This is a genomic window from Staphylococcus sp. EG-SA-14 (assembly GCF_017151935.1).
GTDB lineage: Bacteria > Bacillota > Bacilli > Staphylococcales > Staphylococcaceae > Staphylococcus > Staphylococcus aureus.
This window is the reverse complement of the sequence record NZ_JACVZM010000001.1, coordinates 286,586-302,653: the sequence shown is the minus strand read 5'-3', so window position 1 is coordinate 302,653 and position 16,068 is coordinate 286,586. Positions and strand designations below refer to the sequence as shown.

Annotated in this window: 15 protein-coding genes; 11 read left to right on the top strand and 4 right to left on the bottom strand. The window is 34.9% G+C overall.

The features are described from left to right. Window positions 1-95: 95 nt before the first annotated feature. The 8 genes from IDG63_RS01455 (at window position 96) to IDG63_RS01420 (ending at window position 9,167) form a co-directional block, all read left to right on the top strand. The gene (locus IDG63_RS01455; protein WP_000725225.1) at window positions 96-863 is read left to right on the top strand and encodes a CHAP domain-containing protein; all 768 of its coding nucleotides are present in this window, start codon (window positions 96-98) and stop codon (window positions 861-863) included. 174 nt (window positions 864-1,037) lie between these two features. Continuing rightward, window positions 1,038-1,526 carry a glycosyl-4,4'-diaponeurosporenoate acyltransferase gene (gene crtO, locus IDG63_RS01450; RefSeq protein WP_001795496.1) on the top strand — a complete coding sequence of 163 codons (489 nt, stop codon included), beginning with the start codon at window positions 1,038-1,040 and terminating at the stop codon, window positions 1,524-1,526. Next, window positions 1,519-3,012, top strand: coding sequence for a phytoene desaturase family protein (locus tag IDG63_RS01445; protein WP_000160455.1), 1,494 nt, complete (start codon window positions 1,519-1,521; stop codon window positions 3,010-3,012). The genes crtO and IDG63_RS01445 overlap by 8 nt, the downstream gene beginning before the upstream one ends. A gap of 5 nt (window positions 3,013-3,017) precedes the next feature. Beyond that, window positions 3,018-4,145 carry a 4,4'-diaponeurosporenoate glycosyltransferase gene (gene crtQ / locus IDG63_RS01440; protein WP_000871729.1) on the top strand — a complete coding sequence of 376 codons (1,128 nt, stop codon included), beginning with the start codon at window positions 3,018-3,020 and terminating at the stop codon, window positions 4,143-4,145. Between the two features lie 36 nt (window positions 4,146-4,181). Continuing rightward, on the top strand, window positions 4,182-5,045 hold the full coding sequence (gene crtM / locus IDG63_RS01435; RefSeq protein ID WP_000178309.1) for a 4,4'-diapophytoene synthase CrtM: 864 nt from the start codon (window positions 4,182-4,184) through the stop codon (window positions 5,043-5,045). Window positions 5,046-5,056: 11 nt separating this feature from the next. After that, complete coding sequence (locus IDG63_RS01430; protein ID WP_000686162.1) at window positions 5,057-6,565, top strand: phytoene desaturase family protein; 1,509 nt, start codon at window positions 5,057-5,059, stop codon at window positions 6,563-6,565. 426 nt (window positions 6,566-6,991) lie between these two features. Beyond that, on the top strand, window positions 6,992-8,146 hold the full coding sequence (locus tag IDG63_RS01425; protein WP_000625056.1) for an aminotransferase class I/II-fold pyridoxal phosphate-dependent enzyme: 1,155 nt from the start codon (window positions 6,992-6,994) through the stop codon (window positions 8,144-8,146). A 22-nt stretch (window positions 8,147-8,168) separates the two neighbouring features. After that, window positions 8,169-9,167 carry a D-lactate dehydrogenase gene (locus IDG63_RS01420; RefSeq protein ID WP_000161366.1) on the top strand — a complete coding sequence of 333 codons (999 nt, stop codon included), beginning with the start codon at window positions 8,169-8,171 and terminating at the stop codon, window positions 9,165-9,167. A gap of 89 nt (window positions 9,168-9,256) precedes the next feature. Here IDG63_RS01420 and copZ read toward each other — a convergent pair whose 3' ends face one another. The 3 genes from copZ to cwrA all read right to left on the bottom strand — a co-directional run bounded on the left by copZ (window position 9,257) and on the right by cwrA (window position 12,455). Then, entirely contained in the window at window positions 9,257-9,463 is a 207-nt protein-coding gene (gene copZ / locus IDG63_RS01415; protein ID WP_000076661.1) for a copper chaperone CopZ, read from the bottom strand. A 152-nt stretch (window positions 9,464-9,615) separates the two neighbouring features. Next, window positions 9,616-12,024 carry a heavy metal translocating P-type ATPase gene (locus IDG63_RS01410; protein WP_000024148.1) on the bottom strand — a complete coding sequence of 803 codons (2,409 nt, stop codon included), beginning with the start codon at window positions 12,022-12,024 and terminating at the stop codon, window positions 9,616-9,618. Between the two features lie 239 nt (window positions 12,025-12,263). Beyond that, window positions 12,264-12,455, bottom strand: a complete 192-nt coding sequence (cwrA, locus tag IDG63_RS01405) for a cell wall inhibition responsive protein CwrA (RefSeq protein WP_001221404.1) — start codon at window positions 12,453-12,455, stop codon at window positions 12,264-12,266. Between the two features lie 238 nt (window positions 12,456-12,693). Between cwrA and IDG63_RS01400 the strand changes: the two genes are divergently transcribed. The 3 genes from IDG63_RS01400 to IDG63_RS01390 all read left to right on the top strand — a co-directional run bounded on the left by IDG63_RS01400 (window position 12,694) and on the right by IDG63_RS01390 (window position 15,306). Then, window positions 12,694-13,293 (top strand): sugar O-acetyltransferase, encoded by a 600-nt coding sequence (locus IDG63_RS01400; RefSeq protein ID WP_000136491.1) that lies wholly within the window; start codon window positions 12,694-12,696, stop codon window positions 13,291-13,293. A gap of 189 nt (window positions 13,294-13,482) precedes the next feature. Further along, on the top strand, window positions 13,483-15,027 hold the full coding sequence (gene pruA / locus IDG63_RS01395) for an L-glutamate gamma-semialdehyde dehydrogenase (RefSeq protein WP_000259692.1): 1,545 nt from the start codon (window positions 13,483-13,485) through the stop codon (window positions 15,025-15,027). Window positions 15,028-15,138: 111 nt separating this feature from the next. Next, the gene (locus IDG63_RS01390; protein ID WP_001798825.1) at window positions 15,139-15,306 is read left to right on the top strand and encodes a hypothetical protein; all 168 of its coding nucleotides are present in this window, start codon (window positions 15,139-15,141) and stop codon (window positions 15,304-15,306) included. Between the two features lie 76 nt (window positions 15,307-15,382). Here IDG63_RS01390 and farR read toward each other — a convergent pair whose 3' ends face one another. Continuing rightward, entirely contained in the window at window positions 15,383-15,931 is a 549-nt protein-coding gene (farR, locus tag IDG63_RS01385) for a fatty acid efflux pump transcriptional regulator FarR (RefSeq protein ID WP_000665238.1), read from the bottom strand. Window positions 15,932-16,068 lie beyond the last annotated feature (137 nt).

Below are 16,068 nucleotides of genomic sequence, written 5' to 3'. Positions count from 1 at the left end.
CATAGTAAAAAAATAAAAAATATAAAATTTAAAATAATTGAGTCGCTAATGACTATATGTATAGAGTGTTTTGATTATTGGGAGGATATTTAATTATGAAAAAAATCGTTACAGCTACAATCGCTACAGCAGGACTTGCCACTATCGCATTTGCAGGACATGATGCACAAGCCGCAGAACAAAATAACAATGGATATAATTCTAATGACGCTCAATCATACAGCTATACGTATACAATTGATGCACAAGGTAATTATCATTACACTTGGACAGGAAATTGGAATCCAAGTCAATTAACGCAAAACAACACATACTACTACAACAACTACAATACTTATAGTTATAACAATGCATCTTACAATAACTACTATAATCATTCATATCAATACAATAACTATACAAACAATAGCCAAACAGCAACAAATAACTATTATACTGGTGGTTCAGGTGCAAGTTATAGCACAACAAGTAATAATGTTCATGTGACTACAACTGCAGCGCCATCTTCAAATGGTCGTTCAATTTCTAATGGTTATGCATCAGGAAGTAACTTATATACTTCAGGACAATGTACTTATTATGTATTTGATCGTGTTGGTGGGAAAATTGGTTCAACATGGGGTAACGCAAGTAATTGGGCTAACGCAGCTGCATCATCTGGCTATACAGTGAACAATACACCAAAAGTTGGTGCTATCATGCAAACAACACAAGGCTATTACGGTCATGTTGCTTACGTTGAAGGCGTTAACAGCAACGGTTCTGTTCGTGTTTCAGAAATGAACTATGGACATGGTGCTGGTGTGGTTACGTCTCGTACAATTTCAGCAAACCAAGCAGGTTCATATAATTTCATTCATTAATCAAATGTAAATCAAATGACGTCAATATTCTCTAACATGAGAGTATTGGCGTTTTTGTTTTATATAAATATAAATGAGAGCGGTTTATTCACTGATCTTTAGGGAACTAAGTAATAAAGTGATAATTTATACTATGTCAGTATGATTGAGAGTGATTCAATTTAGATGAAAACCATGAAAAAATATATTAAAACAGCATTTTTTTGTAGTATGTATTGGTTAATTGTTCAACTAAATATAGCAAATTTAGGTACAAGAATTCCTGATAAGTATTTTCGTCAGAAGTACATAATATTTAAATCATTTAACTTTGAGAAGCATGGAAAATTTTGGAACAAATGGTTTTACGTAAGAAAATGGAAACATAAGATTTTAGATGGTCATCAGCTTAATCAAAATATATATGATCAGCGTCATTTAATGACAATCAATACTGATGAAATTGAAAAAATGATTATAGAGACAAAGAGGGCAGAGTTGATTCATTGGATATCGATACTTCCAGTCATCATATTCAATAAAGGCCCTCGTTTAGTAAAGTATATAAATATTTTCTATGCAATGATAGCTAATGTTCCAATCATTATTGTGCAACGCTATAATCGACCGAGATTAACGCAGTTACTACGCATATTAAAACGAAGAGGTGAACGTCATGACTAAACATATCATCGTTATTGGTGGTGGCTTAGGTGGGATTTCTGCAGCAATTCGAATGGCACAAAGTGGCTATTCGGTCTCATTATATGAACAAAATAATCATATAGGAGGCAAAGTGAATCGTCATGAATCAGATGGCTTTGGCTTTGATTTAGGTCCATCTATTTTAACGATGCCTTATATTTTTGAAAAATTATTCGAATATAGCAAGAAGCAAATGTCAGACTACGTTACAATCAAGCGATTGCCACATCAATGGCGTAGCTTTTTTCCAGATGGAACGACTATCGATTTGTATGAAGGTATTAAAGAAACAGGTCAGCATAATGCGATATTGTCGAAACAGGATATAGAGGAACTGCAAAATTATTTGAATTATACAAGACGAATCGATCGTATTACTGAAAAAGGGTATTTTAACTATGGTTTAGATACACTATCTCAAATTATTAAATTTCATGGGCCATTAAATGCTCTTATTAATTATGATTATGTACATACTATGCAACAGGCCATAGACAAGCGTATCTCGAATCCATACTTGCGACAAATGTTAGGCTATTTTATCAAATATGTAGGTTCTTCATCATACGATGCGCCAGCTGTATTATCTATGTTATTCCATATGCAACAAGAGCAAGGCCTTTGGTATGTAGAAGGTGGAATCCATCATTTAGCCAATGCCTTGGAAAAGCTAGCGCGTGAAGAAGGTGTCACAATTCATACAGGTGCACGTGTGGACAATATTAAAACATATCAAAGACGTGTGACGGGTGTCAGATTAGATACAGGTGAGTTTGTAAAGGCAGATTATATTATTTCAAATATGGAAGTCATACCTACTTATAAATATTTAATTCACCTTGATACTCAACGATTAAACAAATTAGAGAGGGAATTTGAGCCGGCAAGCTCAGGATATGTGATGCATTTAGGTGTTGCTTGCCAATACCCGCAATTAGCACATCATAATTTCTTTTTTACGGAAAATGCTTATCTCAATTATCAACAAGTTTTTCATGAAAAGGTATTGCCAGATGATCCGACCATTTATCTAGTAAATACGAATAAAACTGATCACACACAAGCGCCAGTAGGTTATGAAAATATCAAAGTCTTACCACATATTCCATATATTCAAGATCAGCCTTTTACCACTGAAGATTATGCGAAGTTTAGGGATAAAATTTTGGATAAATTAGAAAAGATGGGACTTACTGATTTAAGAAAACACATTATTTATGAAGATGTTTGGACACCGGAGGATATTGAAAAAAATTATCGTTCTAATCGTGGTGCAATATATGGTGTTGTAGCAGATAAAAAGAAAAACAAAGGATTTAAATTTCCTAAAGAAAGTCAGTATTTTGAAAACTTGTACTTTGTAGGTGGATCAGTAAATCCTGGTGGTGGCATACCAATGGTTACATTAAGTGGGCAACAAGTCGCAGACAAAATAAACGCGCGAGAAGCGAAGAATAGGAAGTGATATCTATGAAATGGTTATCACGAATATTAACAGTAATAGTGACCATGTCTATGGCGTGTGGTGCATTGATATTTAATCGTAGACATCAGCTAAAGGCGAAAACGCTGAACTTCAATCATAAAGCATTAACAATTATTATTCCGGCTAGAAACGAAGAAAAAAGAATAGGTCATTTACTACATTCGATAATACAACAGCAAGTTCCAGTAGATGTCATTGTTATGAATGACGGATCGACAGATGAAACAGCACGTGTAGCACGTTCATATGGTGCGACTGTAGTAGATGTTGTTGATGATACTGACGGCAAATGGTATGGGAAATCACATGCTTGTTATCAAGGTGTGACGCATGCATGTACGAATCGTATTGCCTTTGTAGATGCTGATGTAACTTTCTTAAGGAAAGATGCTGTTGAAACGTTGATTAATCAGCATCAATTACAAGGTGAAAAAGGATTGTTAAGCGTACAGCCTTATCATATAACAAAGCGTTTCTACGAAGGGTTTTCAGCGATATTTAATTTAATGACAGTCGTTGGTATGAATGTATTTTCTACCTTAGACGACGGTCGGACTAACCAGCATGCATTTGGACCGGTGACATTAACAAATAAAGAAGATTATTATGCAACTGGAGGTCATAAAAGTGCAAACCGTCATATTATTGAAGGATTTGCTTTAGGAAGTGCATATACTTCACAATCATTGCCCGTAACAGTTTATGAAGGGTTTCCATTTGTTGCATTTCGCATGTATCAAGAAGGATTTCAGTCATTACAAGAAGGATGGACAAAGCATTTGTCAACTGGGGCAGGTGGCACAAAGCCTAAGATCATGACAGCAATTGTGTTGTGGTTGTTCGGTTCTATAGCGAGTATTTTAGGGCTATGTCTTAGTTTAAAATATCGCCAAATGTCTGTAAGAAAAATGGTAGCACTTTACTTGAGCTATACTACACAATTTATTTATCTGCATCGAAGGGTCGGCCAATTTTCTAATTTATTAATGGTATGTCATCCATTGTTATTTATGTTTTTTACTAAAATTTTCATCCAATCTTGGAAACAAACGCATCGTTATGGTGTAGTTGAATGGAAAGGTCGTCAATATTCTATATCTAAAGAACAATAAATCAAGGTAATGGCATTTCAATATAGGAGGACTAGTATGACAATGATGGATATGAATTTTAAATATTGTCATAAAATCATGAAGAAACATTCAAAAAGCTTTTCTTACGCTTTTGACTTGTTACCAGAAGATCAAAGAAAAGCGGTTTGGGCAATTTATGCTGTGTGTCGTAAAATTGATGACAGTATAGATGTTTATGGCGATATTCAATTTTTAAATCAAATAAAAGAAGATATACAATCTATTGAAAAATACCCATATGAACATCATCACTTTCAAAGTGATCGTAGAATCATGATGGCGCTTCAGCATGTTGCACAACATAAAAATATCGCCTTTCAATCTTTTTATAATCTCATTGATACTGTATATAAAGATCAACATTTTACAATGTTTGAAACGGACGCTGAATTATTCGGATATTGTTATGGTGTTGCTGGTACAGTAGGTGAAGTATTGACGCCGATTTTAAGTGATCATGAAACACATCAGACATACGATGTCGCAAGAAGACTTGGTGAATCGTTGCAATTGATTAATATATTAAGAGATGTCGGTGAAGATTTTGACAATGAACGGGTATATTTTAGTAAGCAACGATTAAAGCAATATGAAGTTGATATTGCTGAAGTGTACCAAAATGGTGTTAATAATCATTATATTGACTTATGGGAATATTATGCAGCTATCGCAGAAAAAGATTTTCAAGATGTTATGGATCAAATCAAAGTATTTAGTATTGAAGCACAACCAATCATAGAATTAGCAGCACGTATATATATTGAAATACTGGACGAAGTGAGACAGGCTAACTATACATTACATGAACGTGTTTTTGTGGATAAGTGGAAAAAAGCAAAGTTGTTTCATGAAATAAATAGTAAATATCATAGAATATAGGTGGTTGAATAATGAAGATTGCAGTAATTGGTGCAGGTGTCACAGGATTAGCAGCGGCAGCCCGTATTGCTTCTCAAGGTCATGAAGTGATAATATTTGAAAAAAATAATAATGTAGGCGGGCGTATGAATCAATTAAAGAAAGACGGCTTTACATTTGATATGGGCCCCACAATTGTCATGATGCCAGATGTTTATAAAGATGTATTTACAATGTGTGGTAAAAATTATGAAGATTATATTGAATTGAGACAATTACGTTATATTTACGATGTGTATTTTGACCGCGATGATCGTATAACGGTGCCTACAGATTTAGCTGAATTACAGCAAATGCTAGAAAGTATAGAACCTGGTTCAACGCATGGTTTTATGTCCTTTTTAACGGATGTTTATAAAAAATATGAAATTGCACGTCGCTATTTCTTAGAAAGAACGTATCGCAAACCGAGTGACTTTTATAATATGACGTCACTTGTGCAAGGTGCTAAGTTAAAAACGTTAAATCATGCAGATCAGCTAATTGAACATTATATTGATAACGAAAAGATACAAAAGCTTTTAGCGTTTCAAACGTTATACATAGGAATTGATCCAAAACGAGGCCCGTCACTATATTCAATTATTCCTATGATTGAAATGATGTTTGGTGTGCATTTTATTAAAGGCGGTATGTATGGCATGGCTCAAGGGCTAGCGCAATTAAATAAAGACTTAGGCGTTAATATTGAACTAAATGCTGAAATTGAGCAAATTATTATTGATCCTAAATTCAAACGGGCCGATGCGATAAAAGTGAATGGTGACATAAGAAAATTTGATAAAATTTTATGTACGGCTGATTTCCCTAGTGTTGCGGAATCATTAATGCCAGATTTTGCACCTATTAAAAAGTATCCACCACATAAAATTGCAGACTTAGATTACTCTTGTTCAGCATTTTTAATGTATATCGGTATAGATATTGATGTGACAGATCAAGTGAGACTTCATAATGTTATTTTTTCAGATGACTTTAGAGGCAATATTGAAGAAATATTTGAGGGACGTTTATCATATGATCCTTCTATTTATGTGTATGTACCAGCGGTCGCTGATAAATCACTTGCGCCAGAAGGCAAAACTGGTATTTATGTGCTAATGCCGACGCCGGAACTTAAAACAGGTAGCGGAATCGATTGGTCAGATGAAGCTTTGACGCAACAAATAAAGGAAATTATTTATCGTAAATTAGCAACGATTGAAGTATTTGAAGATATAAAATCGCATATTGTTTCAGAAACAATCTTTACGCCAAATGATTTTGAGCAAACGTATCATGCGAAATTTGGTTCGGCATTCGGTTTAATGCCAACTTTAGCGCAAAGTAATTATTATCGTCCACAAAATGTATCGCGAGATTATAAAGATTTATATTTTGCAGGTGCAAGTACGCATCCAGGTGCAGGCGTTCCTATTGTCTTAACGAGTGCGAAAATAACTGTAGATGAAATGATTAAAGATATTGAGCGGGGCGTATAAGGGAGTAGTCTAAGAGAAAGATGTGAGAAAAGTATAAGGGGAACGTAAAAGGCATAGTGAAATAAGTATGTGCTTAAGAAGTTTTATTTAACAATGAATGACGCCTGTTAAGGTTCACGTTTGAATACGTACCTTGATGGGCGTTATACTTTATATAAGCATATCTAACTGGTTGCGCATGCGGATATGCATGACAGTTAAATCATAACGATTGAGTGCATATTAATCTGAAAATTCCTAATATTGACAATAATAATGTACCTACCTAAAATGAAAATAAATTCATTCAATACAACGTGTGTCATAAGTTCTGTTGAACATAACGGTGAATGGCGATGTCATTGTAACCATCTAAATGAGAGTGATACAAGTTGTTAGGATTATGATAGTCGCCCAGGCTATGTTTAATGATAGAGGAGGAATTTGATGATCTCTAACAAATTAGCAAATATCCCTGATAGTTATTTCGGGAAAACGATGGGACGTAAAATCGAACATGGACCATTGCCATTAATTAATATGGCAGTTGGGATCCCTGATGGGCCCACGCCACAAGGTATTATTGATCATTTTCAAAAAGCACTAACTATTCCTGAAAATCAAAAATATGGTGCTTTTCATGGTAAAGAAGCGTTCAAGCAAGCTATTGTAGATTTTTATCAAAGACAATATAATGTGACGTTAGATAAAGAAGATGAAGTATGCATTTTATATGGTACAAAAAATGGATTAGTGGCAGTACCAACATGTGTTATCAATCCAGGAGACTATGTATTACTACCTGATCCAGGCTACACGGATTATTTAGCAGGTGTACTTTTAGCTGATGGCAAGCCTGTCCCGCTTAATTTAGAACCGCCACATTATTTGCCAGATTGGTCCAAAGTTGATTCACAAATAATAGATAAAACAAAACTCATTTATTTAACGTATCCAAATAATCCAACTGGATCGACAGCTACGAAAGAAGTTTTTGATGAAGCGATAGCTAAATTTAAAGATACAGACACTAAAATCGTGCATGATTTTGCTTATGGTGCTTTCGGTTTCGACGCTAAAAATCCTAGTATACTTGCTTCGGAAAATGGGAAAGATGTTGCGATTGAAATTTATTCCTTGTCTAAAGGTTATAACATGTCAGGTTTTAGAGTCGGTTTTGCAGTTGGTAATAAAGATATGATTCAAGCTTTGAAAAAGTACCAAACGCACACAAATGCTGGGATGTTTGGTGCATTACAAGATGCCGCAATATATGCTTTGAATCATTATGATGATTTTTTAGAAGAACAAAGCAATGTATTTAAAACACGTCGTGACCGATTCGAAGCCATGCTTGCAAAAGCTGATTTGCCATTTGTTCATGCTAAAGGTGGCATATATGTATGGTTGGAAACACCGCCTGGTTATGACAGCGAGCAATTTGAGCAATTTTTAGTGCAAGAGAAGTCAATACTTGTTGCTCCAGGGAAACCATTTGGAGAGAATGGTAATCGTTACGTGAGAATTTCATTGGCGTTAGATGACCAGAAATTAGACGAAGCTGCAATAAGATTAACAGAACTAGCATATTTATATGAATAATAAAGTTAAGGGTGATGTTAAAATGACAAAAATTAAAATCATGAGTGTACGTGATGAAGATATGCCTTATATCAAGGCGTGGGCAGAGAAACATCATGTTGAGGTAGATATTACTAAAGAAGCATTAACTGATGACAATGTTGAAGGTGTCGCTGGTTATGATGGCTTATCGCTATCACAACAAATACCATTATCAGAGCATGTTTATAAACGATTAAATGAACTAGGTATTAAACAAATCGCACAACGTAGTGCTGGATTTGATACATATGATTTGGAGTTAGCAAACAAGTATAACTTGATTGTGTCAAATGTGCCGTCATACTCTCCGAATTCAATTGCGGAGTTTGCTGTGAACCAGGCTATTAATGTGGTTCGTCATTTTAATCAAATTCAAACGAAAGTGCGAGAGCATGATTTTAGATGGGAACCTACTATTTTATCGAAATCCATTAAAGATTTAAAAGTAGCTGTTATTGGTACAGGTCGAATTGGCCGTGTAGTAGCCGATATATTTGCCAATGGTTATCAAAGTGATGTGGTCGCATACGACCCGTTTCCTAATGCTAAAATTGCAACGTATGTCGATTACAAAGATACGATTGAGGAAGCGGTTGAAGGTGCTGATATCGTGACATTACATGTACCTGCAACGAAATATAATCATTACCTATTTAATGCTGAATTATTTAAACATTTTAAAAAGGGCGCAGTATTTGTCAATTGTGCGAGAGGTTCTTTAGTAGATACTAAGGCGTTATTAGACGCATTAGACAATGGTGTGATTAAAGGTGCAGCACTTGATACGTATGAATTTGAACGCAAACTTTTCCCAAGTGATCAAAGGGGCAAAACACTGAACGATCCATTGTTAGAATCGTTGATTGACAGGGAAGATGTCATATTAACACCACATATTGCGTTTTATACTGAAGCTGCAGTTAAAAATCTAATTGTCGATGCATTAGATGCAACATTAGATGTATTGCAGACTGGAGATACTAGGTTACGAGTAAATTAAAAATCGAACTGATGAGATAATTTGGATTGTTGGGATTCTCATCAGTTCGATTTTTTAATTTGGTGTTGATGACGTTGAATATTGCCTAATTAAACGACATCGTAACCTTGATCTTCAATTGCGTCTTTCATTTGAGATACAGCAACTTTACTGTCATCATATTGAACACTTACTTGACCATTTTCAAGGTTAACGTCAGCTGAAGTGACACCGTCAATATTATTTAATGCAGATTCAACAGCACTTTTGCAGTGACCACAGCTCATACCTTCAACATTTAAAATTTCTTGTGACATAGCATTCACCTCCTTTTAGAGCCACTTATTATTTATAATAATTAGTGGCTCTTATGCAGTTGGAGCGAAGATCCAACTGTAAACCGCGACATTATAGAGCCAATCACTAGCCTATCTCAGAATCACCAACGAATCCTTCATTATTAAGGAATCTAGGCATCTTTACGGCGTGGTTCTAATCGCATCTTTTTCAATCTAAGTGCGTTTGTGACAACACTTACTGAACTTAGTGCCATTGCAGCACCAGCAACCCATGGCGCAAGTAAGCCCAATGCAGCTATAGGGATACCGGCAATATTATAGCCGAATGCCCAAAATAGATTTTGACGAATATTACGAATGGTTGCTTTACTTGCATAAATGGCTTTAGGAATAAGCATCAAGTCGCCACCAAGAATAGTAATATCAGCTGCTTCAATGGCAACTTCTGTACCTGTACCAATGGCGATACCGATATCAGCTTTAACTAATGCAGGTGCATCATTTACACCGTCACCAACCATCGCAACCTTCTTACCTTGTTGCTGTAGTTTCGTAATTTGTGCAGCTTTTTCTTCTGGTAAAATATCTGCAATAACAGTATCTATGCCTACTTGTTTTGCAATGGCTTGAGCAGTGTTTTTATTATCGCCAGTTAACATGGCAACTTCAATGCCCATATCATGCAATTGTTTTATAGCATCTTTGGCATGATCTTTTACAGTATCTGCCACTGCGATGATACCAGTTAATGAATAATTAACAGCAATGAGCATAGCAGTTTTACCATCTCGTTCATAATGTGTTAAATCATCAGAAATATGCTTCGGCAAGCTAATATCATTGTCAGCCATTAATTTACGGTTACCAACCAATATATGGTGATGATCAATCGTTGCTTCAATACCATGGCCAGGTACTGCTTTAAATGTTGTTGTCTCAGTTAATATTAATTGCTTTTCTTTTGCATAATTGACAATGGCTTCTGCCAATGGGTGTTCAGAATCTTTTTCAGCAGTAGCAAGTAGTTGTAGCGTTTGATTGTCACCATGATAATCTGTCACGACTGGACGACCATTTGTAATGGTACCCGTCTTATCTAAAACGATGGTATCAATTTGATGTGTGCGTTCAACAAACTCGCCACCTTTAAATAAAATACCATTTTCAGCAGCGCGACCAGTACCTACCATAATAGAAGTTGGTGTAGCAAGTCCCAATGCGCATGGACAAGCAATGACGAGAACGGAAATACTCGCAACAAGTGCAGGTTCAAATGTACCTGGTGTAACTAAAGTAATCCACACGATAAATGTTAATAGTGCGATACCAACAACGATAGGAACGAAATAACCAGAAATAATATCTGCCAATCGTTGAATCGGCGCTTTAGAACTTTGAGCTTCTTCGACAACTTTAATAATATTTGCCAACGCAGTGTCCCCGCCAACTTTTGTTGCTGTCATAGTAATAGTACCGTTTTTGTTCATCGTTGAACCAATTACAGTATCATCAACATTCTTCTCAACAGGAATAGATTCACCTGTTAACATAGATTCGTCGATGGCAGTCATACCTTTAATAATTTTGCCATCAACAGGTATCTTTTCACCTGGCTTAACGATAAGTGTATCTCCAACATGTACTTCATTTAGAGGAATCATCACTTCATTACCATCTTTTAAAATGCGTGCTTCTTTAGCTTGTAAACTTAATAATTCGCCAAGCGCATTGGTTGTTTGAGACTTCGCTCGAGCTTCTAAATACTTACCGAATAAGATTAAGGTAATTAGTACGGCGCTTGTTTCAAAGTATAAATGCGGTTGCGTTGTTGAGCCATTTAGCCAACGAACCATTTCATAAATACTGTAAAAATATGCTGCACTTGTACCAACAGCAACAAGTACATCCATATTGGCGCCACCATTTCTTAAGTTTTTATAAGCACCTACATAAAATTGCCATCCAATAATAAATTGTACAGGTGTAGCTAAAATAAATTGGAACCATGGATTCGTAAATAGTGCTGGTATATGCATATTGAAAAGATGCACAAACATTAACATTAATAGTGGTAAAGATAATACTGTTGATATGATAAGCTTAATCAATTTATGTTGTAGCGCTTCCGCTTTGCGTGACGTTTGATCTTTATTGTTATCTTTAATAGACGCGTCATAACCTAATTTTTGAATGCGAGTGACAAGTTTATCAGCATCTGTTTCTTCAGGATAATAGTCAACTTTAGCTTGCTCTGTTGTTAAATTGACCGTTGCATTTTGAACGCCGTCCATTTTATTTAACACTTTTTCAATACGGCTTGAGCATGCAGCACAAGTCATACCTGTAATGTCTAATTCGACAGTTTCTACAGCGACACCGTAACCTAAATGTTGAATCGTATTAATAAATTCTTGGACATCATGTTGATTAGGGTTATACTCAACAGTTGCTTTCTCTGTAGTTAAATTCACTTGGGCATTAACGTCATCAAGTTTATTCAGTTTCTTTTCGATACGATTTGAACATGCGGCACAAGTCATACCAGTGATATCTAATGTTGTTTTTTTCGTATTAGCCACATTATTGCCTCCCTGTGATTCATTGTTACACGTCTAATGTACCCCCTATAGGTATATAAGTCAATCGTTGCGTTTTACTTTTACCAATTTTAAAAAGAAAAAGAGAGATTGCCGTGCAAACATTGCACAACAATCTCTCTATTTAGCATCTATATAAAAGAAGTCGTAATTAATATTAAAGGATGTATGAATGAAAGGTAAAACTTAAATGACTTCTGGATTTGCAATTCTTAGGTGACTTAAAAGAAATCAGATGGGTTAAATTCTTTCGCATGTAAATTTTTAAAATTATTAAGATGGATGACTTTATCATCATCTTTGTTGTCTGACAACTGACGACTCGTGTCGTTTGTCATTTCGTAATCTTGTATCGTTTTGACCAAACCTAAAATGATTAAGATAGCAACTGTGCCTGTAATTAATATTCTCATCGCTATCATACTCCTTTATATTTCTCTTACTCACATTGTACGTTAATAGATTAAAAAATGAATGCGTCTGTAGTATTGAATTTATCTACTACTTTAGCAGTATTTGATGCGAGAATTGTATAGATAAGGGTGATAAGGTCATGATTTCATAATGTTATAGCGTATTAGTTGCATAGGCGAATGTTTATTTGATTAACTTTTAAACAAGTAAATAAGTTATTAGGAGTTGAAAGGTGTAATGACTGAAAAAGAAAAAATGTTAGCAGAAAAATGGTACGATGCAAACTTTGATCAAGACTTAATCAATGAACGTGCACGAGCGAAAGATATTTGCTTTGAATTAAATCATACAAGACCGAGTGCTACAAATAAAAGAAAGGAATTAATTGATCAATTATTTCAAACAACAACAGACAATGTAAGTATTTCGATTCCTTTTGATACAGATTATGGTTGGAACGTTAAACTAGGAAAAAATGTCTATGTAAACACCAATTGTTATTTTATGGATGGTGGACAGATTACAATTGGCGATAATGTTTTTATAGGACCTAATTGTGGATTCTACACAGCGACACATCCACTTAATTTTCATCATAGAAATGAAGGTTTTGAAAAAGCCGGACCCATTCATATTGGCAGTAATACTTGGTTTGGCGGTCATGTAGCCGTGCTACCAGGGGTGACGATTGGAGAAGGTAGTGTGATTGGTGCTGGTAGTGTTGTCACTAAAGATATTCCGCCACACAGCTTAGCGGTTGGAAACCCTTGTAAAGTCGTTCGTAAAATTGATAATGATCTACCATCCGAAACATTAAATGACGAAACGATAAAGTAGCAGTTGCGACACATATAAATTTTAAAAAGTAACCAATCAATTTCAAAATGCTTGAGAATAAGTGATAAAGTATAAAAATGAAAGCGATTGCAAAACTAACCTTAATCATAGTAAAATGAGTTTAAATGATGTTATATCATTAAATCAAAGGGTTAAACCACTTTCAAAATTTATAGGGGGTAAGTGTACATGGTAGTAGAATTTAAAAATGAACCTGGTTACGATTTTTCAGTCCAAGAAAATGTGGATATGTTTAAGAAAGCATTGAAAGACGTGGAAAAAGAATTAGGTCAAGACATACCATTAGTGATTAATGGAGAGAAGATTTTCAAAGATGACAAAATTAAATCAATCAATCCTGCAGACACATCACAAGTGATTGCAAATGCATCAAAGGCAACAAAACAAGATGTTGAAGATGCGTTTAAAGCAGCAAACGAAGCTTATAAATCTTGGAAAACATGGTCAGCAAATGATCGTGCAGAGCTTATGTTACGTGTTTCGGCAATTATTCGTCGTCGAAAAGCGGAAATTGCAGCAATTATGGTTTATGAAGCAGGTAAGCCATGGGATGAAGCAGTTGGTGATGCAGCTGAAGGTATTGATTTTATTGAATACTATGCACGTTCAATGATGGACTTGGCTCAAGGTAAGCCAGTACTTGATCGTGAAGGTGAACACAATAAATATTTCTATAAATCAATTGGTACAGGTGTTACAATTCCGCCGTGGAACTTCCCGTTTGCGATTATGGCTGGTACAACTTTAGCACCAGTTGTGGCAGGTAATACAGTGTTATTGAAACCTGCTGAGGATACACCTTATATCGCTTATAAATTAATGGAAATTTTAGAAGAAGCAGGATTACCAAAAGGCGTAGTTAACTTTGTTCCTGGTGATCCGAAAGAAATTGGTGATTACTTAGTTGATCATAAAGATACGCATTTCGTTACATTTACAGGATCACGTGCGACAGGTACTAGAATTTATGAACGTAGTGCCGTAGTTCAAGAAGGTCAAAACTTCTTGAAACGTGTTATCGCTGAAATGGGTGGTAAAGATGCCATTGTAGTTGATGAAAATATTGATACAGATATGGCGGCAGAAGCTATTGTAACGTCAGCGTTTGGTTTCTCTGGTCAAAAATGTTCTGCATGTTCACGTGCAATTGTGCATAAAGACGTTTATGACGAAGTATTAGAGAAATCAATCAAATTAACAAAAGAATTAACGTTGGGCAATACTGTAGACAATACGTATATGGGCCCAGTTATTAATAAAAAACAATTTGATAAGATTAAAAATTATATCGAGATTGGTAAAGAAGAAGGTAAATTAGAACAAGGTGGCGGCACTGATGATTCAAAAGGTTACTTTGTAGAACCAACAATCATTTCAGGACTTAAATCTAAAGATAGAATCATGCAAGAAGAAATTTTTGGTCCAGTTGTTGGCTTTGTGAAAGTTAACGATTTTGATGAAGCAATTGAGGTTGCAAATGATACAGATTACGGTTTAACTGGGGCAGTGATTACTAATAATCGCGAGCATTGGATTAAAGCGGTAAACGAATTTGATGTAGGCAATTTATACCTTAACAGAGGTTGTACTTCAGCAGTTGTTGGATACCATCCATTTGGTGGTTTCAAAATGTCAGGTACTGACGCTAAAACAGGTAGCCCAGACTACTTATTACACTTCTTAGAACAAAAGGTTGTTTCAGAAATGTTCTAATGCTTCATAATGAACAAGGGCCATCCATTGCGGTTGGCTCTTTTTATTTATAACTTTAAAAATTAAGTAATAGCAACCATATTTTTAGAAAAGGATTATAGGCATAAGAATGTGAGATATGTTATTTTAATAATCATGGCAATTGTATTAGCAATTTGGTCATTTAAACAACTGAGTCAAAGTCATTTAGATAGCGGATTTATTTTTTTCTTCATAGTTTATGTGTTGTGTATCAGTTATTTTAATAGCGATAAGCACGATAAAAATAAAAAACGATAGTAGTACACGAATTCATTAACGTGTACACTATCGTTTTTATTATGAATGTTGGTAACGCTCATGAGTTTCTCATCTACTATTTAATCTTAATATTGATTAATCTATGGAAAATGTTATCAATATCTTCGCCAGGCCAATCAATTTTTTCATCTTTTATCCAATGTATAAAACCTTCAATCAACGAGTCATAAATATAAAATATGAGATTATCTGGGATGTCGCTGTCAATATCGATACGGTCTCTATTATTTTTGATATCGTTATGCATAATTTTAATGCAGACATTTTTTAATACTTTATTAAATTCAGCGTCTTCTTCTTGGAATTCTGCGATTTCTCTCAAATCCTCTTTATTATTAATCGTATCACTCATCGTTTGGAATGGATGATTAAGACGGTCACTGATATCTCTAGCAAAGTAGTCTTTAGTCAATTGATTGAACAAATACTCTAGAAGATCATATTTATCATAAAAATGTTTATAAAATGTTGTGCGGTGTACGAGTGCGTTGTCGCAAATTTGATTGACAGTAATCGTTTGGAATAATTGCTGTTCTAACAATTGTAGCAAGCTACTCGACAATGCTTTTTTTGTCTTTATAACTCGTAAATCAGTCTCTTTCATCTACATTTCTCCTTTGTGTGTAGTTTAATATACAAAATTTTCCAATTGATTCTTTAAGAGGTCGGGGATAGATACTATAATCGAACAATAATCTACACTGTATATTTAAACTATAACGTTGATTTTAAAAGGAGGCA